This window comes from Ruegeria sp. CDSB113, from assembly GCF_059611045.1.
This window is the reverse complement of record NZ_JBXWOU010000022.1, coordinates 1-19,078: the sequence shown is the minus strand read 5'-3', so window position 1 is coordinate 19,078 and position 19,078 is coordinate 1. Positions and strand designations below refer to the sequence as shown.

Annotated in this window: 19 protein-coding genes; 5 read left to right on the top strand and 14 right to left on the bottom strand. The window is 52.5% G+C overall.

Going from position 1 to position 19,078, the window contains the following annotated elements; all coding sequences use genetic code 11:
- Positions 1–17: 17 nt before the first annotated feature.
- The 5 genes from AC2FIS_RS22520 to AC2FIS_RS22500 all read right to left on the bottom strand — a co-directional run bounded on the left by AC2FIS_RS22520 (position 18) and on the right by AC2FIS_RS22500 (position 6,211).
- Entirely contained in the window at positions 18–1,910 is a 1,893-nt protein-coding gene (locus AC2FIS_RS22520; RefSeq protein ID WP_496775527.1) for a bifunctional sugar phosphate isomerase/epimerase/4-hydroxyphenylpyruvate dioxygenase family protein, read from the bottom strand.
- Positions 1,910–3,205 (bottom strand): TRAP transporter large permease, encoded by a 1,296-nt coding sequence (locus AC2FIS_RS22515; RefSeq protein WP_170328647.1) that lies wholly within the window; start codon positions 3,203–3,205, stop codon positions 1,910–1,912. Before AC2FIS_RS22515 ends, AC2FIS_RS22520 begins: the two co-directional genes overlap by 1 nt.
- Positions 3,202–3,777, bottom strand: a complete 576-nt coding sequence (locus tag AC2FIS_RS22510; RefSeq protein ID WP_170460347.1) for a TRAP transporter small permease — start codon at positions 3,775–3,777, stop codon at positions 3,202–3,204. The genes AC2FIS_RS22515 and AC2FIS_RS22510 overlap by 4 nt, the downstream gene beginning before the upstream one ends.
- Before the next feature lie 30 nt (positions 3,778–3,807).
- A complete protein-coding gene (locus tag AC2FIS_RS22505; RefSeq protein ID WP_282118917.1) occupies positions 3,808–4,818 on the bottom strand; it encodes a sialic acid TRAP transporter substrate-binding protein SiaP in 1,011 nt (336 codons plus the stop codon).
- A gap of 91 nt (positions 4,819–4,909) precedes the next feature.
- A complete protein-coding gene (locus AC2FIS_RS22500; RefSeq protein WP_496775526.1) occupies positions 4,910–6,211 on the bottom strand; it encodes a Gfo/Idh/MocA family protein in 1,302 nt (433 codons plus the stop codon).
- On the opposite strand from AC2FIS_RS22500, the gene AC2FIS_RS22495 reads away from it, so the two are divergent.
- Complete coding sequence (locus AC2FIS_RS22495) at positions 6,210–6,863, top strand: GntR family transcriptional regulator (protein WP_496775525.1); 654 nt, start codon at positions 6,210–6,212, stop codon at positions 6,861–6,863. The genes AC2FIS_RS22500 and AC2FIS_RS22495 overlap by 2 nt on opposite strands.
- A gap of 403 nt (positions 6,864–7,266) precedes the next feature.
- Here AC2FIS_RS22495 and AC2FIS_RS22490 read toward each other — a convergent pair whose 3' ends face one another.
- The 6 genes from AC2FIS_RS22490 to AC2FIS_RS22465 form a co-directional block, all read right to left on the bottom strand.
- Positions 7,267–7,599, bottom strand: coding sequence for an antibiotic biosynthesis monooxygenase (locus AC2FIS_RS22490; RefSeq protein ID WP_496775524.1), 333 nt, complete (start codon positions 7,597–7,599; stop codon positions 7,267–7,269).
- A 460-nt stretch (positions 7,600–8,059) separates the two neighbouring features.
- The gene (locus AC2FIS_RS22485) at positions 8,060–8,806 is read right to left on the bottom strand and encodes an alpha/beta hydrolase (protein WP_299989529.1); all 747 of its coding nucleotides are present in this window, start codon (positions 8,804–8,806) and stop codon (positions 8,060–8,062) included.
- A gap of 38 nt (positions 8,807–8,844) precedes the next feature.
- A complete protein-coding gene (locus tag AC2FIS_RS22480) occupies positions 8,845–9,357 on the bottom strand; it encodes a DUF6653 family protein (protein WP_299989526.1) in 513 nt (170 codons plus the stop codon).
- 80 nt (positions 9,358–9,437) lie between these two features.
- Positions 9,438–10,541 carry an alpha/beta fold hydrolase gene (locus tag AC2FIS_RS22475; protein WP_496775523.1) on the bottom strand — a complete coding sequence of 368 codons (1,104 nt, stop codon included), beginning with the start codon at positions 10,539–10,541 and terminating at the stop codon, positions 9,438–9,440.
- Between the two features lie 386 nt (positions 10,542–10,927).
- The gene (locus AC2FIS_RS22470; RefSeq protein WP_299989520.1) at positions 10,928–11,431 is read right to left on the bottom strand and encodes an outer membrane protein; all 504 of its coding nucleotides are present in this window, start codon (positions 11,429–11,431) and stop codon (positions 10,928–10,930) included.
- Between the two features lie 145 nt (positions 11,432–11,576).
- Complete coding sequence (locus AC2FIS_RS22465; RefSeq protein WP_496775522.1) at positions 11,577–12,230, bottom strand: hypothetical protein; 654 nt, start codon at positions 12,228–12,230, stop codon at positions 11,577–11,579.
- On the opposite strand from AC2FIS_RS22465, the gene AC2FIS_RS22460 reads away from it, so the two are divergent.
- Both AC2FIS_RS22460 and AC2FIS_RS22455 read left to right on the top strand, forming a co-directional pair.
- Complete coding sequence (locus tag AC2FIS_RS22460) at positions 12,229–13,152, top strand: TetR/AcrR family transcriptional regulator (RefSeq protein ID WP_496775521.1); 924 nt, start codon at positions 12,229–12,231, stop codon at positions 13,150–13,152. The two genes, AC2FIS_RS22465 and AC2FIS_RS22460, sit on opposite strands and share 2 nt — an antisense overlap.
- Before the next feature lie 36 nt (positions 13,153–13,188).
- Entirely contained in the window at positions 13,189–13,758 is a 570-nt protein-coding gene (locus tag AC2FIS_RS22455) for a chloramphenicol phosphotransferase CPT family protein (protein WP_496775520.1), read from the top strand.
- A 381-nt stretch (positions 13,759–14,139) separates the two neighbouring features.
- On the opposite strand, the gene AC2FIS_RS22450 is transcribed toward AC2FIS_RS22455, so the two are convergent.
- Positions 14,140–14,619 (bottom strand): MarR family winged helix-turn-helix transcriptional regulator, encoded by a 480-nt coding sequence (locus AC2FIS_RS22450; protein WP_496775519.1) that lies wholly within the window; start codon positions 14,617–14,619, stop codon positions 14,140–14,142.
- A gap of 114 nt (positions 14,620–14,733) precedes the next feature.
- Between AC2FIS_RS22450 and AC2FIS_RS22445 the strand changes: the two genes are divergently transcribed.
- Positions 14,734–15,402 (top strand): CatB-related O-acetyltransferase, encoded by a 669-nt coding sequence (locus tag AC2FIS_RS22445; RefSeq protein ID WP_496775534.1) that lies wholly within the window; start codon positions 14,734–14,736, stop codon positions 15,400–15,402.
- Between the two features lie 208 nt (positions 15,403–15,610).
- Positions 15,611–16,150 carry an outer membrane protein gene (locus AC2FIS_RS22440; RefSeq protein ID WP_496725281.1) on the top strand — a complete coding sequence of 180 codons (540 nt, stop codon included), beginning with the start codon at positions 15,611–15,613 and terminating at the stop codon, positions 16,148–16,150.
- A gap of 388 nt (positions 16,151–16,538) precedes the next feature.
- Here the strand turns inward: AC2FIS_RS22440 and AC2FIS_RS22435 are convergent, their stop codons facing one another.
- The gene (locus AC2FIS_RS22435; protein ID WP_496775518.1) at positions 16,539–17,864 is read right to left on the bottom strand and encodes a S41 family peptidase; all 1,326 of its coding nucleotides are present in this window, start codon (positions 17,862–17,864) and stop codon (positions 16,539–16,541) included.
- A 370-nt stretch (positions 17,865–18,234) separates the two neighbouring features.
- A complete protein-coding gene (locus AC2FIS_RS22430) occupies positions 18,235–18,597 on the bottom strand; it encodes a DnaJ family domain-containing protein (protein ID WP_496775517.1) in 363 nt (120 codons plus the stop codon).
- Positions 18,598–19,078: the final 481 nt, after the last annotated feature.

Sequence of the window (19,078 nt, the reverse complement as noted above, 5' to 3'; positions counted from 1 at the left end):
GTTTTCACCCAGCACAATCATTGAGTCTGCACCTCGTTGAGCGTCTGGGTTTTGCTTTGCGCGGCGAGGCGAATGGGCGCGTTGCGCGCGCCATAACCGGTATAGCCCATGCGGCGTTCAACAATTTCGAAGAAGAAGCCGTTAAAGATGGGGCGGCTGTATATCTGAAAATACTCGGAACCCGTTGCCCGATCGTAGAGAATGTTGCCTCGGCGCAGTTTGGCGATCAAATCGTCATCCAATCCGAAAGTCGCTTGCAGATCAGCGTAGTAGTTTTCTGGGATGGACAGGCTGGGAAAGCCGGATTTGAGCAATTGGGCTGAGGTTTCAAAAATATCGTCGGACTGGAAGGCGATGTGCTGAACACCAGCCCCAAAGCCATCTTCAAGGAATGACGCAGCCAGTGTTCGGCGCCCAACGGCTCCGTTCAGGTTCAGGCGCACTTCGCCCTCGGGACTTTCGATAGCCTGGCTTTGCACGACACCGGACGGGTCGGCGACGTTCACGATCGGGGATTTTGCCATCTCAAAAGTCGAAATGTAGTAGAGCAGCCAGCTTTGCATCTCATCATGACGCATCGTCTGTGCCAGATGGTCGATACGGCGAAGACCGGTTGGTTGGGTCGCTTTGGTTTTCGCAACCGGCTCGAACTCGATGTCCCAGACTCGGTGCAGATCGGATTTCTCGTCGATGAAATGGACAACATTGCCACCGACGCCTCGGATGGCCGGGATGTCCAGTTCCCCTGTTCCCACTGGCTGTGAGAAATTCGGCGCGCCCAACGCAGTCGCGCGCTGAACCGTTTGATCCGCATCCCTGACGCGCAACCCCATGTCACAAACCGAGGGGCCGTGGCCCAGGAACGCCGAATGGGCAAAACCTTCCTTTTCGGTATTCACAACGATGTTTATCGCGCCCTGCCGCCACAACTCGACGGACTTGGTGACGTGCTTTCGCTCCATTCGAAAACACATTGCTGACAGCATATCTGCCAGTTGCGCGCCGCTTACTTCATCAGCTGTAAATTCGACGAACTCAAAGCCTGACGCATAGACTCGTTCCGGCAGGTCCGGGATGCCGAAATCGGTTCCCGGCTCGGTCCGGGATACCTCATCCAGGAGGTTCACCAGCGACCTGTAGCTGTCTCGGGCCAGTGTTCGGCCACCGGGTTGAGGAGCTGCTTCGTTGACGCGCGCAATGGACCAAGACCCCTTGTACCCGGCGCGGGACAACACCCGCACGAAGCCCGCGAGGTTCAGCGACCCAAGCCCTGGCAAAAGCCCGAAGTGCCGCTTGAGCCGACGTATATCCATCTCAAGCCGGGGTGCATCGGACAGTTGCACATGGAACAGCCGCTCTCCGGGAATGTCCCGAAGGCGGGCTGGTTTGGACCCGTCGGCAAGCGAGAAGAAGGAATTCAAGGCCAACCCCAAATGAGGGCTGTCGATGGCTTCAACGACGCCTAACGCCTGCTCATCCGAGTGAATAAGATCCGACCATGGCAAGCCCATATAGGCCAGACGCAATCCCATCTCTTTCGCGATCTGGGCCGCCTCGCCAAGATCTGCGATTACCTGTTCTTCAGTCGCAGCGGCATCGACCTCGAAGGCAGACCCGATTAGCAGTAATTCCGTTCCCAACTCGCTCATCAGGTCGAGTTTGCGCTTCAGCCGATCAAAGGCGCGCTCCCGTCCGGCGTCGGCCTGGCCTTCAAGGTTATGGAAGGGTTGTAGCAGGCAAATCTTCAGGCCGAGATCTGATGCAATGTTCCGAATTTGCGATGGCGGCCCGTCAAAAGCGGTCAAATCCGGTTCGTGTAATTCGACACCCGTGAATCCCGCGTCAGCGATAGCACTCAGTTTTTCGGCCAGATCACCAGGGATCGACGTTGTCGAAACCGAGAGGCACATTATCCCTGATATCCAAACATACGCGGCAACCACAGGACCAGATCCGGCATCAGCATCATTATCACCAGGGCGAAGATGAGGACCGCGAGGAAGGCCCAGATTTCGGAGATGATTTCGCGCAGCGGAATGTCCGTCACGGCGTTGATCACAAAGAGTAGAATGCCATAGGGCGGCGTGATCAGGCCGATCATCGAGTTCACGACGACCAGCACTCCGAAATGCACCAGATCAATCCCAAGCGCTTCGCAGGTTGGAATGAACAGGGGCACGATCACCAGAATGATCGTTGTTGCGTCCAACACACAACCCAGCGCAAGGATCAGCAGGTTAACCAGGATCAGGAAAACAATCGGGCTAACATCCGAACCCTCCAGCAGTGCCGATATCGACTGTGGAATCTGTTCCTGAATGACGATGAAGTTCAGAATGAACGCGCCACCAATGACCACTCCCACGGCGGCGGAAGAGCGCGCGCTGTCGACGAACACTTGATAAAGACCACGGAAGGTCAGTGCGCGGTAGAACAACGCTGCCAGTAGCAGGGCGTAGAATGCAGCAACTGCGGCGGCTTCGGTCGGAGTGGTGACGCCGCCATATATGCCGTACAGCAGGATTGCGGGCATCAGCAGTGCCGGGAACGCGTTGGCTGTTTTTGCAGGCAATTCACGCAGCGGAACAGGTTCTTCCAATGCAAAGTTCCGCTTTCCAGCCAGATAGTAGTTCATCGCCATCAGGACGACGCCCATGATCAGACCCGGCAGAATACCTGCCAGGAACAGGGACCCGATGGAGGCTTTTGAGACAAGCGCATATAGGACCATCGGGATCGAGGGCGGAATGATCGGACCGATTGTGGCCGAGGCGGCGGTGATCGCTGCTGCATAGCCACGGCTATAGCGACCGTCCTTAGTCATCATCTCAATAATGATCTTGCCGATCCCCGCAGCATCCGCGACAGCCGAACCGGACATGCCCGAAAAGATCAGAGACGCTACCACGTTGACGTGCCCGAGGCCGCCCTTGAACCGCCCGACCGCGGCGACGCAGAAGTTCAGCAAGCGGTCGGTGATCGACCCCGCGTTCATTATATTCGCTGCGACGATGAACAAAGGCACGGCAAGCAGGATCGTGCTTTTGTAGAAGCCTTGCAGGATCTTCTCGCCTGCGAGTGCGACGTCCAGTCCGGCTGTGCCCAGATACACCAATGAGGCCAAAAGGATGGAATAGCCGATAGGTGTCCCGATGCCTGCCAGAAGAAAGAGAGCGAGCAGGCAGGAAAGAAGTTCAAAACTCATTTCTTAACTTCCTCGTCCTCTTCGACGTCGACACGGGGATGGTCGTCAACCACGTTGTACCCAACAACCAGTTCCAACTCTGTCTTTGGGGGGCCATTGCGCATGACGTCGAAGAATAGCCACGCGTAGCGCGCTGCGACGACCAACATGAATACCGCATAAATCGAGAATACTGTGCGCAAAGGTATCTTCTCGCCGGAAAACGGATTGCGGACAGTCGATGTCTTGCGAATTTTCATCCAATCGATGTAGTCCCACGTCGGAAGGAAGCTGTAGAGCATACCGACCACGATCGCTGCGGCCGCCAGCATCGCAAAGACCTGCCGCACGCGCATCGGCACGGAAAGGTAGATGATGTCGAACTTCACGTGATCACGTTCACGCACTATGAAAGCGCAACTGAAGAAGATCACCCAGACCCACAGAATGCCGATAAGTTCAAGCGTCCATCCTGCGGGGGTAAAGAAATACCGCAGCAGGATTTGTAAAAGGAATATCAGGAAGATTGCCGCCAGCATCCCGCCGGCAATCGCTTCGGTCAGTCGGGAGAACCCCTTGATGAAGGCTTTCATTGTGGTTCTCCCTCCCTTCGCTACTCAGATTTAGTTGCCCAGAGTGTTGATCTGCTCGAGCACGCCTTCCGGCCAAGCGCCCGCAAATTCGCTGTCCAGGTACATCGATTGTACCTGATCGCGGAACGCGGCGAGGTCGGGTTCGTAGATTTCCATGCCCTGTTCTTTGAGGAAACTGACCAGATCTTCTTCTTTTTGCAGCTGCTTCTGGCGACCCGATTCAGCGGCTGCGTCAGCAGCCTCCTGCACCTTGGCCTGCTGTTCGGGGGTCAGCCCATCCCAAACCTGTTTGCCAATGGCGATATAGTTCAAATCAACCAAGTGCGATGTCAGTACGATCTGATTGGTCACTTCGTAGAATTTGGCATCAACCACGGTCGGCAGCGGATTGTCCTGACCGTCAACGGCACCGGTCGACAATGCCGTATAGACTTCAGAGAATGCCATTGGTGTCGGGGCAGCACCCAGTGCCTTGCCAAGGAACTGCCACGCATCGGTGCCCGGCATCCGCAGGTTTACACCTTCCAGATCGGCGGGCGTCGCAATTGTCAGCTCATCCTTTGGCTGGCGCAGGTTCACCTGACGTCGGCCGAGATACATGACTGACAGGAGTTTGACGCCCAGTTCCTCTTCGGCCTTTTGCTTGAAGGCATCCATCAAGGGGTCGTTGAAAACGGCCACCTGATGCGCCGCGTCCTGATGCACGTAGCCTGCGGTAAAGATCGAAAACTCGGGGAAGAACTGTGCCAGTTCCTGCGCCGAAGTGATCGACATTTCCAAGTTGCCTCGGCTGAGGGCGTCCAACTCGGTGCCCTGAGCGAAGATGGTACCGTTATAGCTGGGTTCATAGCTTGCGAAATCGGCGACCATGGGCGCGAAAACCTCGGCCATTGCGACCGAACGCTGATCGGTCTCCGATCCTGATGTTGCGAGGCGTAGTTGTACTTTGTCTTCTGCCAGCGCACCACTTGTTGCGCTAAACAGAACACCGGTTGCGACCAGGGCTGATACAGCAGCCCGGCGGGTAAGTTTGGTAATCACTTTGCTCCTCCCTGAGACATCATGATGCTTCTTTTTTGCGATTCAGAGTTTTGACCTATTTTGGACATTTTGCAAGATGTTTTGCAAAATATCAGATATTTTTCATTACCTGCAATCTCTGTTGCTGCGTTTCCTGAAGGTTTCTTATCCTGACAGTCTCGCCAGTTCTGCAAGAATTCTGAATAGCTTCAATAACTTGAAGCGTTCTGAACCCTTCCCATCCAGACACAATCGGCACTGCTTCGTGCCGAGCTACTTCAACAAAGTGCCTGAGCTGATTGACCAGAGGGTCAGACGCACCCTTCTTCAGCGCGGTCGATGAAATAGGTGTCCACCAGTCCCTTTGCTCACTCTGGTAACTCCACAATCGAAGATCGGGAACGGACAACGAACCATGAGAGCCACCTATCATGTAGCTACTCTCAGTGATTGAGGGATAGATTGGATATTCTTGAGACGTCATCTCCCAGCTCCATGGAGCAACGATGCTGTCGGACACACTTATGGTCCCTATCGCTCCGCTTTCGAACGTCAATAGAGCACCGGCAACATCTTCGTTGTCGTAACCCCGCTGCGATGCAGCCGACTGAGCCTGTACGGTCATGACTTCTCCGGCCAGGTACCGCAGCAGATCCACATCGTGGACAAGATTTACCGAGATGGGCCCTGCACCGGGTTTCTTTCTCCAAGGCGCAGCATCAAAATACTCGTCTGGTTTATAGAACCAGCAATTCGCATGGACAGCGCGCACATCTCCAATCTTCCCATCGGCAATGGCTTCCTTAGCCGACCGGATCAGAGGATTGTGTCGACGATGATGTCCGACCATCAGTGGCACATTGGCCTTCTCCGCTGCTTGAACAAGCTCAAGCGCAGCGGTGGCTTCTACGGCGATCGGTTTCTCGACAAGAACGGGACAACCATGTCGAACACACGTGAGGCCTTGTTCGACATGAAGCGTGGTCGGGGTCGCAAGAACAGCTCCGTCCGGCGTCTGATTTGCAAACATTTTCTCGAGGGTCTCGTAACATGCGACCCCGTGCTCAACGGCGTAGGCACGACCTTCATCGCCGGGGTCGACCACCGCGACGAGATCAACATGGCGCAACGCTCGGATAGCGTCTGCGTGGCGGCGTCCAACAAGACCAATGCCGACAATGGCAATGCGAAAATTCTTAGACACTTTGCTTCCTTCCGGAGGGTCCGGAAAATCCCGAAACCGATGATTGCGATCGGGCTGTTTTGCCCAACTTGGCCACGACCGTATTGGGGTTTTCGCGATTCCGCAATAATGTATGATATTTTTATTTTTACCATACATCAGTTTGGATTGCTGATGTCTCTGAAAAATGCTAATTGAACGAGGAAACTGATAATATCGGGTGAAACGCATGGCGAAACAGCCGTCTACGATAGGTGCAAGCACCTATCAGCGCATCAAGCGGGATATCATCTTCGGGGAGTTGCAGCCCGGTTCCAAACTGAAGCTGGACGCCCTGAAGGAACGCTATTCGGCAAGCCTTTCGACACTTCGTGAAACCTTGAACAGGCTTGCCAGCGACGGATTTGTCGAAGCTCCCGAGCAACGAGGATTCTTGGTTACGCCAGTTTCACGAGAAGACCTGACCGAGATTTCAGAGCTGCGCGTTCTGTTGGAATGCCACGCGTTGGAGTTGTCCATTGCGAATGGCGACACGGACTGGGAAGGCAACCTCGTTGCCGCACACCACAAACTTCACCTGATGGAACAGCAGCTTCTCAAGGGCGACGAGTCCGAGAAAGAAACCTGGAAACGATATGATTGGGAGTTTCACCAAGCGATGATCGCGGCCTGCAACTCCAGGAACCTTCTGTCTCTGCACTCGATCATCTACGACAAATACCTGCGCTATCAGATGCTCGTGCTGACCTATCGCGGCGAAGAGGCCGTCAAAGAGCACAAGGGCATGTTCGATGCCGCGTTGGCCAGAGACGCCGATACGGCCAAGAAACTGTTGGAAGATCACATCCGAAACGGCCTCACCCACACGTTGGAGGCTATGTAAGGCGGCATGCTGATTGCGTGCTTCGACGTCTTCAGGTCGATTTGGCAGGGAATATCTCAAATTCTACATCTAAATCGAGAAGTTTGTGAACGGCCCAGAGCCGACATCCAGCAGCCAACCGAAATGCTGCGGTAGCGCCCGCTTTGCTGCCATTCGCTGCACTAGCGAGAAAGGAGGCCTGTCGAACTCACGAACTGCGGGACAGCGGCGACTTGCATTCGAAATCTAATGCCGTCTTCGCTTCCGGTTAGTTGGGTGTGTATTGGCGACGTAATTTTGCCATGCGATCACGGTCTGTTTCGGTTTATCGCCACTCACCGCGTACACGCCAGTGGCAACAATCGGTGTTGCGGAGCGTGTCTTGTTCTCTTCTGTGAGCCCTTCGGATTGTGGGCCCCGGAATTCAGAGAGATACGCCACCCCCGAAACTCTCAAACCCGTTTGTTGTTTCGGTCACATCCGCCTCGAAATGGAGGATTAAGGGCATTACCAAGGGCTCGATGTGCTCATTCCATACCGGTCCTTTGTAGAAACTATCTTTGATCCTGTCTCGCTCCCCGAGCGACAAGAATGCCCGCATCCAGTGGACTTTGTCAGGATTGTCCAGATCCCGCAGAGGGCCAAAGACCAGCATCCCGGCGTCGCGCAGTGCAACACGGTTCTCCTGCTCAAAGAACTCGATAAACTCCTCGCGACGTCCGGGTTTTAGTGTGTAGCGACGAACTTCGATAATCATGTGTGTAACCTGTTCGCTCAGAAAGTTCTCTTGGGGGAAGTCTGTTGAGATTGATCCTTACCGTACCACTTAACGTACTCATTTGTGGTACTAGGAACTCAGAACTTCCTGGGTTTCCGCACCCACGTCAATCTTGATAACCCATGATATCTCCCTCCGCATTATGGATGTGGTTGATACTAAATCTCTGTAGAAGTCCGCCAAGTTCGAACAAAGTCTGTCCAGACCCACTAGCCATCGATTGACCGAAACAACGGATCTTGCCGCATATGAATTTCATATGTCGAATTTCGGGGCGATGCCGCATGCATTTTCTTGATGAATCCGGTCGAACATCCGACTGCCTCCAGCCGAGGTGACCGAGCCAAAGACGCCTCTTCCTTCGAGTTTCTATTCTAAACGAAATCAGTATATTATCCAGAATCTGTACAACTCCAAAAGCGTCAATCTTGAGTGTGAACTACAGTTCAGCTTGTACTAGGGTTGAATAGTGTTCAGCGCCTTGAACCAAGTTTATTGTGGCTTTTTCACCAAACACACCCTTTAGCGAGTGAGACATTTCAACCGGCGACCAAGTGTCATTAGTCCCGTGCCAAAGGACGACGTCGCACTGCACCGCTGACATAGTTTCGCTCCAATCCGCGACATAGGCGCTGATAAATGCAAGATAGGCCGCTGGCCTCTGTACGAAGCTCTCCGATAGCGCCTTTTTCACAACGCTGACGAAGGTCTCGTCTTCTAAAAGAACTCTTTCCGCAGGGCCGCACTTTGCGAACAATACTTTGACCATAGTTTTTGGAAAAAACCGGGTCAGCAAACTTTGAAGACGCGTCAGAAACCGGAGTATCCTTGGACGCTTCATGGCCAACTCAAAAACAGGTTTTCCCGCCATCTTGGGTAGAAAATCACCTATGAAAAGTGGGGCAGCGGGCGATATCAATGTTAGTCGGCCAACCAGGTTTGGCCTGGACGCCGCAACTTTTATTGCCGCCATGGCGCCGATGGAAAAGCCAACCACATGCACACACTCGCCGTCGGTTTCCCCCAACGCTGCATCTATGGCATCACAAAGATCTGCGTCGATGGCCTTCGGATTAAAGTTCAGCAAATTCAGAGCAATGGCTTCAATACCAGGATTGGCCTTACTTAGTAGCTCCGCATCTGATGGGCTGCCAGGCATACCGTGGCAAAACACTACTTTCTTCATGATCGTATTCCCGAGTGGTTTAAATGTGGCGCCACAGATCAACTGCCAACCGTCAGATCATCTAAAGTTCCACCGTTGCGCAGGAAGTCGCTCCAAACCCAGGTCATGCGGTCCACAAACCACATCTTGCCGCCCGAGATCACTACTATGCCGAGGCACGTGAAACCTAAGTCGAATGCCCACAGACCATATGCAAATGGCAATAGACCAACGCCGCTGGCAATGGCGACCGTATTTGCGACGCGCTTATGATGTTCCGCAACTTTGTCGCGGTGCCGCAGCCAGACACGCTCGCCAAGAACACCCTGTGCGGACCAACTGTCGAAAGACTCCGGCCGCGAAAAAGCGCGTGGGTTGATCCATATCCAGACAAGAACGATGCCGACCGCAAGCCACGCCCAATAATCAATCCATGCTCTGCTCCAGATTGCAAACGCCAGAAGAGGCAGGGGTGTCAACACACGGGTCCAAACGGACCAAGGGTTTGCATGTCGCAGCCAAACCTCGTCCTTCATGCCCATAAGGCGTTCTGAAAATCGAGCTATGTCCATCTTTGCAACTCCTGGATCCACCTCTCCGAAAATAGGAGGGGTAGGATTGATTGAAGTGTATGACGACGCTGGGCCGCTCGTCAGTTGGTAGGCGTCTGGTTTCTTATTTGAACCAGGGCTTCAGCCCAGGCATTGGGTTGGTCGTACATCACCATATGGGCAGCGCCGTCGATACGGGTAAAACTCTTCGCTGGAGCCTTCAGGTGTTCGTAATATTCCTGTGCCAGATCGGCTGGCGTGTTCTGGTCTTCTGCTCCGGTTATAAAGTGGACCGGTAGATCCAGGACCGGGTGCGAGGTGAAGAGGTCGTATGCACCAACGATCTCGGGCTGTTCAATTGCTGTGCTCGATAGCTCAAGACCGCGGAGATAGTTCTTAACCTGTGCGTCAGTGTAGTAGGGGCTCCGCCCTTCTAGCACATAGGAGAGATAGCGATCCCATAGCCCTTCGGTGTGAAAGTCTCCAGCTCCATATTCTGCCAAAACTTCGCGCTGAACGGTGAGATCTGCTTCATCAAGTGCATCGAAAGGTTCAATCGCCTTGAGTTTCTGCTGAGTTTCAACATCGCCGCGAACTTCGACCTGAACCATTGCCCACTCAAAACCCATGTTCATACTGCGTACCCACGCGACACGCTCTGACGTTGGGATGAACGCGTGATAGGGGGAACTATCCTCTGCGATAGTCATGAACCCTAGCGCGCTGCCCCAGGACTGGCCGGTCAGGAATATTTTTTCTTGCCCAAAGCGGTCGCGTAGGAGGTTGGTGAGTTGAAGCGTATCCACCACCAAATTGGATGGCGTGATGTCTTCTACCGTGAGATCTTCGTTGAATGAACTTCCGGCTCCGCGTTGATCCCAGTGGACAACGACAAAGCTTTCTTCCAGCAAGGGCGTGTGGAACAGATCGACCCAGGGCATCACGGCACCACCCGGACCCCCGTGCAAAAACAGCAGGACCGGTTGGGACAAATCACAAGTGCGAATAAGTATCGTTTGCTCAATCCCGCCAAGAACAATTATTTCCTGTGAAACGAAGCTTCCGAAACACTCTTTGGCTGCAACATCTTCACCGCTGCGCGTCACGGTAACTTCTTGACGATCCTGGGCAAAAGACCATCCAGCAACGATGGCAGCACAGAATGTCAGTAGTAAGAGACGGCGTTGACGTTTGAATGAGTACATTGTTCGCTATCCTTTGAATTAAAGCATTGTGGTTGCGTCTCAAATCTGTTGCGACCTGAACTCAATACCTCAGGTAGAGATTGGGCTCGCGCTCGTGATATTCTGGGAGGCCAACATCGCGACGCACGTGATTAGATAGGAATGCCAGCTCGCCATGTTTGGGCAAACGCGGGGAAACAGGACCGCCCATAAACGCTGGACGTTTCGGGACCACAAAAGAAAGATAACCGAGCCAAGCTTTCACTTTTAGTGGTCCTAGGTGTAGCCGCTCATTCTTTAGAGTTGATACTTTAGTCACCTGGCGCCTCGTCGGAATTTGAAGGTGGTAGAAAAATGGGGAACCGTTTGAAGTCCCCCGTCATTTTCGAAATCTCGAAAGGCTTCGGCTAGAACTTGTAGGACACCCGAAGCGCAACAGAGTCAGCAGTGATATCATCACCCGACGTGTCATATGTGTCTCGCAGGTATTCAAGACCAACCAGAACCCTGTCCGTCGCGCGATACGTCAGGCCAACACCGGCGGAATAGCCGTCTTCGTTCTTGGATCCGCCATCAATGTTTGCATAGCCAATCACGCCATAGAGGTATGTCCGGCCAAATACATGCCCACCTTTGAACTTCAGGCGTACAGTATCGACTTTCTCGGCCTTCCCTCCGGACTCAACCTCAGCGCCCGCGTCATAAGTAAGTTCACCGCCAATTACGTAGCCGTCAAAATCGTGAAGGTAACCGGCATGGAGACCCAGAGCTGCATTTCCATTGTCGTTGTTGCCCTCGGAGACATCGATTGTGGATAGCTGCAAGCCCGCATTGAAACCGGTCCAGCTTTCATTTGCCAAGGACAAATTCGGCATCATGGCTGCCAGTGTGATCATCGTGATTGTCTTCATTTAAAAGGTCCGTTCTCTTGATTGTACGGAAAGACAATCTGGACGCTGGGCATGCATGATGCGCCAGCGGGAGTGATTTTCCGTTAGTGGGGGTATTGGAATTAGTGTTTTCGAGTTTCCGTCCAGCCGTGATCCAGAACTTGGATTAGAGGATGGGTTTAGGCTTGCTGGTCATTTGAAGCAGTTTCCCTGATTGGTCATATCGGGCAGTGACCAGCACCCGGCGCGCATGTGCCACCTCTAGCGGGCCACCAACTACTTCCCAAAGCCCAAAGGTAAAAAGATCCAGTGTTCCGTGGCCTGCCGCACGGACAAGGTTCGGTTTTGTCCTGGGCTCAACATCATACACGGCCACCCAGTCTCCATTGGCTTGTTGCTGCAATTCATCAGGTGAGCCCAACTGGCGTTCTACATTGAACCGGGTGGCCTCCTGGCTAACGACGCTCAGGTCAGGGCCATCTCTGCCAGTCGCTGCCATGTTGGCTGCGCATCCGCTCAGAGCGGCACCAAAGATGAGCGCGGCGAACACTGAACGCACAAACTGACTGGAGGTCGCAATGCGTTGCATTGCTAACCATCGAACTCGACCTGCTTCAAAAGAGACTGGGTTCTTCGGCCTTATTGATTTATGGGGTTTTTTCATGGCCTTTCCATATCCTGATTGAATTGTGCGTTGCATTGGGGGCTTCTGCTTCAAGCAGTTTGTGATCAGAATCCCGAGCAGTTCGCGAATACCCGCCAGGCGAGACATTCGACGCAACTCGGATGGCGAAGTAATTCCACAGACAAGAGCATTCATGACATTCGATCCTGCATCGTGCGCGCAACTCAACCGGGTCCGCAAAGCACTACCGCTTGCGGAGTTTGGCTGCGTAAACGCATCGTTAAATTCGGGTTGGCAGGTGAATTACATTGCTCTGCCAGGTGAGTCGGGGTACAAACCGACCACGGGTCTGTATTTGCAGACCGCCGGTCGGTTTGCAAGAGGAAAGTGCATGAAATCTACGAAGCGAAAGAATTTGCCCCCCGAAGAACGGCGTGCTCAGCTTCTGGGGTGCGCGCAGATGTTGTTCTTTTCCAAAGGCTTCGAGGATACCACCATACAAGATGTGCTTGATATGGCGAGCGTCTCAAAGGGCGGGTTTTATCATCACTTCAAATCAAAGGACGAGTTGTTGTTTGGCGTATTGGACGGAATGGCTGAGGGTGTCTTTTCGCAGATGGCTGTTGTTGCTTCTGATGAGACCTCCTCTGCGCTCGACCTGTTGCACAGCTTTATCCACCTGCGAGCCAACTACTTACGTGAACATGACTACCCTGGTCAGGTTGAATTTTTCCGGGTCATGAATCAGGACAAAAACATGGTTCTGCTTGAACAGTTCAAGCGCAGGGTCAGAACCGGTGCTATGCCCGTCCTGACCGGGATCATTCAGAAAGGCTGTGATGAGGGCACGTTTACTGTTGCAGATGTTGATACTGCCGCAGAACTCATTTTGTTCCTAAGCACCTTTATTGATCTCGCGCTGTTGCGCGCGATTGATGCACGGGGATCTGACACAGCCGATCATGCCGCAGATAAATTGCAGGCGGCAATCGACATGCAGTTTCTCACACTCGACAGAGTTTTGGGCCTACCTGACGGGACAACGAATTTCGGTTGGCCGGAAGCGGTAGACGTTACAATGGCAACTCAGCCTCCACTGCTTCCTTCGTCCAATTGATGTAGCTCATAAATTGACCAGACAGGCACGAGACCCATGGCGACAGTAATTCTTCTGAATGGCGTTGGGAGCGTTGGTAAAAGCTCCATTGCAAAAGCACTTCAGAACATATCCACGCAAGCGTTTTTGCATGTTGAAATGGATGCATTCCTAGCGATGCTGCCAAGTCGGCTTGAGGGCCATCCAGACGGGTTGAGCTTTGAAGAGAGGGTCGAGGCCGGGAGGGTGACAACCTTTGCCAAAACCGGGCCCATTGCTAAGCGTGCACTATCCGGAATGCGTCGGTCAGTTGCCGCGATGGCAAGTGTCGGGAACAACCTGATCGTTGACGAGGTGCTGTTTGGAGATACGGAGTCCGGGTCAGCGGACGCTGTGTCTGAATACCGGACCTTACTGGATCCATATGATTTTTACATGGTTGGGGTTTTTGCACCGCTGGAAGCCCTTGAGGAAAGGGAACGAAATCGCGGAGACCGAAAGATCGGGTTATCCAGATGGCAATTCGAGCGCGTACATGAAGGTATGATTTATGATCTGTCTATCAACACAGCGACTGCATCCCCGCAATCATGCGCCGAATTGATAATAGCAGGCTTAAGTTTGTGATTTCCGCAGGTGGGCCTTTGGTCGCACTGATTACGTCAATACAACAACCTGTGCGTCTGATCATCTGCCCTACGCGTGAACACTCCAATATCTCTAAACGTGTGGTCGGAAATGACGAACGCACTTCGCGCCGTACCGAATGCCTATAAATTGGCGGCAGGACGGAGAAACATGTCCTGGAAGTCACCCTGATGAGCGTTGACAGCTTTACTCGAAATTTTGGACGGAACTGCCTTGTTTTTCCGGCGCAAACTTACACACTCATCAGCGATAACACTGCATAGCAACTTCATCCGAGAGTTGCCCGGAATTCAATCCGAAAACTGCATCGTGAAAATTCGCCGTTGCCAAATGTTTAGTCTTGGCATCTGTTGGATCAGGTCAATCTGGAGCGTCGTTTTCGGCATAGCCTGAGATCATGACGTCGTTGATTGTGCTCTGAACGACAAAGTAGGCGCGGATTTGCTCATCCGTGAAACGTTCAACAAACTGCGTCATACGAGCCATCTCGGTCGCGCGTATCCCTTCGATTACCGCTTTGCTCTGTTCTGTGAGGCAATAGAAGTTCGAAGTCCGGTGCTGAGGGTTTGGAAGGACTTTTAGAAGTTTTCGGTCAACAAGATCTTTAAGGAGTCGCCCAACCAGTTGTCGCTTCACCTGCAAGATTTGGGTTATTTCAGGCGCCGTTGCTTTTTGCGCCGATAACAAAACTTCGAGAATGGCACGTTCTCCGACACCAATGCCTGTGCCATCCAAGTCCGCTTCGACGCGTGCTGTGATGTTACGCAACAAGGGTCTGGTCAACTGTATCCCGGCGTACAGCATCTCAGCAGGCGACATATTTTCGGTGTCGGTAGCCATTTGCAGGCATCCTTTAAGTTATTCGTCAACTCAGTTGACATCTTCATTCTGGCGACCTATTTACCCGATACGGCCCCAAAACTCCAGCGGCGGAACCAACTGATGCCTGATGATATGCCTGTGAAACTCCCAGATCCAAGATCCCGGAACCCACTTGTGTTTCCGGATGGCACTCATGATCCTGCGACAGTGTTTTTGTCGGAGGTCATTGATCACCCTAATATCGAAATCGGTGACTGGACATACTACAATGATCGCAGCCTGCCGGACGACTATGCTGAAACCCTAGCGCCTTATCTGTTCCCAGGAGCGCCTGAGAGGTTGAGTATTGGCCGCTTCTGTCAAATTGCTCAGGGTGTGCAATTCATAACGGCGACCGCCAATCACCCAATGGCAGGTATCTCAACATTTCCATTCGCCGTCTTTGATCGCGAAATGATCGGAGGCTATCGGGATTCTTTGCCAAGAGGTCGAGACACTAAAATTGGTCACGATTGCTGGATAGGCAGAGAAGCCGTGTTGATGCCCGGTGCAGAACTTGGATGTGGTGTGATCGTTGCTGCAAGAGCAGTGGTTCGTGGCAAAATACCAGACTTTGCAGTCGTTGCTGGAAACCCGGCAAAGGTCATTCGGATGCGGTTTGAACCGCCGGAAATTTCCAAGCTCCTCGAGATCGCCTGGTGGTATTGGACTCCGGAGAAGATCGCAAAAAACCTGCATTTGATTGAGCAGGGCGATGTCGCTGCTTTGACAAGATGCAACGAAGATAGGGCTCTAGAGTAAAAGCCACTTCAGCTAAGTCCAGGCAATATAACTCCAGTTCAACTATGCAGAAATGGTGCTGCATTCTTGCGGGTTTCGACCCGTTACAGATCAGTGTTGCCTGAAGCTGGGCCAGTCCTAAGGGCGCTTGCGCCAACAACACTCACAAACATTTTGACCACCAAAAGCGCACGACGACACGTCGTGCCAAGACAAGAAAGAGGAAGACATGAGAAATACATCAGTAATGATCGCATCGGTCGTAGCTGTGATGATCGCGCCCAGTATCGCGACGGCAGATGACGATTGGGCCGGGGTATACGCGGGCATTCATTTTGGCGCTGCCGACGGTGACCTTTCAAGTGGCTCAGCCAAGTTAAGTGACCATTCAGCCGTCTACGGGTTGCAACTCGGCTACAACTATAGCCTGGCCAATAACTGGATCATCGGGAGCGAACTTAGTTATAGCACCGCTGAGTTTTCTGCATTTGGCCCCTCAAAAGACATGGACACGACGCGCTTGAAACTCAAAGCGGGATACGGCGTGGGCGCAGCCATGTTCTATGGTGTTCTGGGCTACTCGAACATTGATCTTGATGGCAAGAACGAAAGCGGTGTGACTTACGGGCTTGGTGTGGGCTACAAAGCAACAGAGAGTATTGTTCTTAACGCAGAACTTCTCCGCGACAGCTTTGATTTTGAGTCATCGGGTGCGGACGTAGATGTAGACGTAACCACGCTCCTTCTCGGTGTGTCATATCAATTCTAATCTTGAACCTATTAGGATCTTCGAGACCGATATCAATTTAGATTTGGGCGCCTGCAATGGAGATCATTCTTTTGCAGGCATCCCCTCTGGCCGGCCACCGGCAATGCAAGTGCGATACTCGCGGCCTGAAGGAATTTCGCTGTGGAACCAAGTTCGATTATTCTATTTTCCGGACTTATTGTCAGTGCTTGCGTATTGGGTGGAGCAATATACTCCGGCCTTGCGCGCATCGCCGATGCTCTCAATAGCAAGAATTCGAAACGGATCAAAAATGTCGAAGACGGGCATGCTCGATAGCTGGGTTGGTTGAATTCAAACATTATCCTTCCCGTAAGAGCGGTGGTCGCCGAACAGAGCGATGTAGCCATATCGCAAATTACCAAACACGCTAGTTCGATCCTAAAAGGTGCACTGCCGTCTCAACCAAAGCGTCTGTGCCTGCGATTATTCCATCAGCATCAAATTCAACGAAAATATCGGGTGGGATGCCGATACCCTCAAACGCTTCGCCTTGAGCGGATATGTATTCCTGGTGGGACAGCCCAAGCAACCAACCGTTCGGCAGCGTAAACTCCAGCACATCGGACAATCCGCCAGACGATCTTGTCCCCATGATCGTGGTTTCCGGCCGCTCTCGCATGATCAGTGTGAATATCTCAGCAGCGCTCCCTGTCATCTCGCTTATCAAAACAACAACAGGTTGCACCAAATTGGGGCCTTCAGTTGGTTGAACTGTAACTTGAAATGGTTCGGAAAACCCTTCCTGTTGCCACGATCTCTTACTGAATGCGGTTACCGGGGTTTGCAGGAAATACTCTGCAATCGCCACCGCTACGCTGTCTGAACCACCAGGGTTATAGCGCACATCGACAACAATCCCCTTGGCATCCTGAAGGTCCATTACAAATTGCTGGAACGCTCTAGATGCGGCTTCGTGTGACGATTGCCCAATAGGCTTCTGCACTTCCATTTCCTTGATCGCGATGTATCCAATGCCATCGGAGCGCATACCGTAGCGGATTGAGAAACCCTCCAGGCCTTGAACTGGAAGCTCTGCCTGGCTCAAAGCGGTCTGCCAGAGGAGCTTGCGGGTCAGCGATGGATTGGCTTTCAGCCAGCTCGGATCTTCCTCTGGCGAAAAATACCCCTGATCCCCCATCGATAACTGAACGTGCCCATCATCGAGGCCAAGCGTCGCATGCTTGAGCAGAAAAGAAAGCTCAACTTCACTGAGGTCATCAGATGAGGGTGCCAGTTCCCTGCGTGTGTCCCAGTCAACATTGTGAAGATCAAAAAATGGATAATGCTCATCCATCGCAGACCAAAAGACGCCAAATGTATGGATCGCGCCACGTTCGGTATGATCAGGTTCGGCACATTCAGAGGGAAACTCGGAACGAGTGTGTCGGATTGGCTCTACGACGCCATCAACGCTAAGTTCCAGCATGTCATTTCGACGCTCTATTGAGGCGCCTGCCATAAGTTTCACCAGACCCAAATGCGCTGGAAAGGCATACTCTCGAAAGCAACTGACAGCTGTTGTTCTATACACTTCAGCACGCAGTCTCGTAATGCGCAATACTTGGCCGTAGTCAGGAGCAACCCAGGTTCCCAACATTTCCTTGGAAGGCATATTGATGAACCAGGACGCTGCAACAGAAATAGCCCCTGCAACCAACAATGAGGCAAGTATGCGAGACATGAGCTTTTTCATCAATTGACAGGCTTAATGGTTTTCATGCCGACCCGGTGAACTCGGTGGGGTCGATATTCAAATGCAGCGCCACAAACGCGCTATCGATTGCGTGGATGCTGCTTGGCGGTTCGCTCATTTCCCCTCCGGTAGTTTCCTGTCAAGCGAGCCATTTCCTGTTGCTGACCCTCGAAGTTCAGGTTGCTCATGTCCTCAAGAAACCACTCAGCCTTTTCTTTTCGGAGCGTCGCCGCCCACTTGCCATTGTGAGTTATGGACACGTCGCCGTTCTTGGATTGTTTGAACGAAAACCCGAGGTCTGCTGAATTCATCTGGATATTACCTGGCCTGCGTTCTATCTCTGGGGTCATATGGGCTTTATATGACAGTCTCATGTTATTTTGGATCCAATACGATCCAGGTTCCCGCCGGTTACGTCGTTTTGTAGAATTTTTTGACGGGCTTCTTGTTCGATGGACAGGCGCATCTGCAAGTCTGCCAATTTGCACATTTCTATTTTCCTTGCAGTAAGATCCGTGGTTTCTTGATATACTTTCCGTTGCTCCTCCACTGCTTTCTTCAAAACGATTTCGTTTGGCAATACACCCGCTTCTGCCATGATCCCGAAACCAGCTGAAACGATGTTACCGGCGTCGCGCTGTGGCAAAGGCTTCCCCTCACCTTTCAGGTTTTCCAACTGCCCTCCGGCTTGTGCTTTGTGGATCTGGTTTTCGATCAGTGTTCGCCACTTCATGGAGCTTCCTCCGAAGAATGTCTTACACTAGGCATATATGGATGGAATTGCTTTATGTCAACTGAGTTGACGGTTTGAATATCAAGTGCTGGAAGTGTACTTCGTCCGCATTGTGTGAAATTCCTAGGTGAGACTCTCCTCCGACCTAGTTCTTACCTTTACAGGCATGATCAATTATTAAACCTGCTACTGGGTCGGCCACGTAGAACCGTGCATAAAATGCCCGACAATTGGTCGCTTCTATAAAGATGAACAATATCATATTTGATCCAGGCTTTACTGGGTTCATCCACAAAAGACATTTGTGCGAAGCGCAGCATTAGTCAATCTGGGCTCATAGCCGATCTCGGATGCAGCGCAGCATCGGCCCAACGTGAGCCGTCGAGCCCGTTCAAGGCGGCCCTAACCGGATGAGGTGGGTGGCTCCTGCTCCACCGGCATCGAATGTGCCAAAGTGCAGTTGTCAACGACTGCTAGGAAA

Bases quoted from the DNA above. Each gene is read 5' to 3' on its own strand.
- AC2FIS_RS22520 (WP_496775527.1), bottom strand. From the start codon at position 1,910: ATGTGCCTCTCGGTTTCGACAACGTCGATCCCTGGTGATCTGGCCGAA.
- AC2FIS_RS22515 (WP_170328647.1), bottom strand. From the start codon at position 3,205: ATGAGTTTTGAACTTCTTTCCTGCCTGCTCGCTCTCTTTCTTCTGGCA.
- AC2FIS_RS22510 (WP_170460347.1), bottom strand. From the start codon at position 3,777: ATGAAAGCCTTCATCAAGGGGTTCTCCCGACTGACCGAAGCGATTGCC.
- AC2FIS_RS22495 (WP_496775525.1), top strand. From the start codon at position 6,210: ATGGCGAAACAGCCGTCTACGATAGGTGCAAGCACCTATCAGCGCATC.
- AC2FIS_RS22500 (WP_496775526.1), bottom strand. From the start codon at position 6,211: ATGCGTTTCACCCGATATTATCAGTTTCCTCGTTCAATTAGCATTTTT.
- AC2FIS_RS22490 (WP_496775524.1), bottom strand. From the start codon at position 7,599: ATGATTATCGAAGTTCGTCGCTACACACTAAAACCCGGACGTCGCGAG.
- AC2FIS_RS22485 (WP_299989529.1), bottom strand. From the start codon at position 8,806: ATGAAGAAAGTAGTGTTTTGCCACGGTATGCCTGGCAGCCCATCAGAT.
- AC2FIS_RS22480 (WP_299989526.1), bottom strand. From the start codon at position 9,357: ATGGACATAGCTCGATTTTCAGAACGCCTTATGGGCATGAAGGACGAG.
- AC2FIS_RS22475 (WP_496775523.1), bottom strand. From the start codon at position 10,541: ATGTACTCATTCAAACGTCAACGCCGTCTCTTACTACTGACATTCTGT.
- AC2FIS_RS22470 (WP_299989520.1), bottom strand. From the start codon at position 11,431: ATGAAGACAATCACGATGATCACACTGGCAGCCATGATGCCGAATTTG.
- AC2FIS_RS22460 (WP_496775521.1), top strand. From the start codon at position 12,229: ATGACATTCGATCCTGCATCGTGCGCGCAACTCAACCGGGTCCGCAAA.
- AC2FIS_RS22465 (WP_496775522.1), bottom strand. From the start codon at position 12,230: ATGAATGCTCTTGTCTGTGGAATTACTTCGCCATCCGAGTTGCGTCGA.
- AC2FIS_RS22455 (WP_496775520.1), top strand. From the start codon at position 13,189: ATGGCGACAGTAATTCTTCTGAATGGCGTTGGGAGCGTTGGTAAAAGC.
- AC2FIS_RS22450 (WP_496775519.1), bottom strand. From the start codon at position 14,619: ATGGCTACCGACACCGAAAATATGTCGCCTGCTGAGATGCTGTACGCC.
- AC2FIS_RS22445 (WP_496775534.1), top strand. From the start codon at position 14,734: ATGCCTGTGAAACTCCCAGATCCAAGATCCCGGAACCCACTTGTGTTT.
- AC2FIS_RS22440 (WP_496725281.1), top strand. From the start codon at position 15,611: ATGAGAAATACATCAGTAATGATCGCATCGGTCGTAGCTGTGATGATC.
- AC2FIS_RS22435 (WP_496775518.1), bottom strand. From the start codon at position 17,864: ATGAAAAAGCTCATGTCTCGCATACTTGCCTCATTGTTGGTTGCAGGG.
- AC2FIS_RS22430 (WP_496775517.1), bottom strand. From the start codon at position 18,597: ATGAAGTGGCGAACACTGATCGAAAACCAGATCCACAAAGCACAAGCC.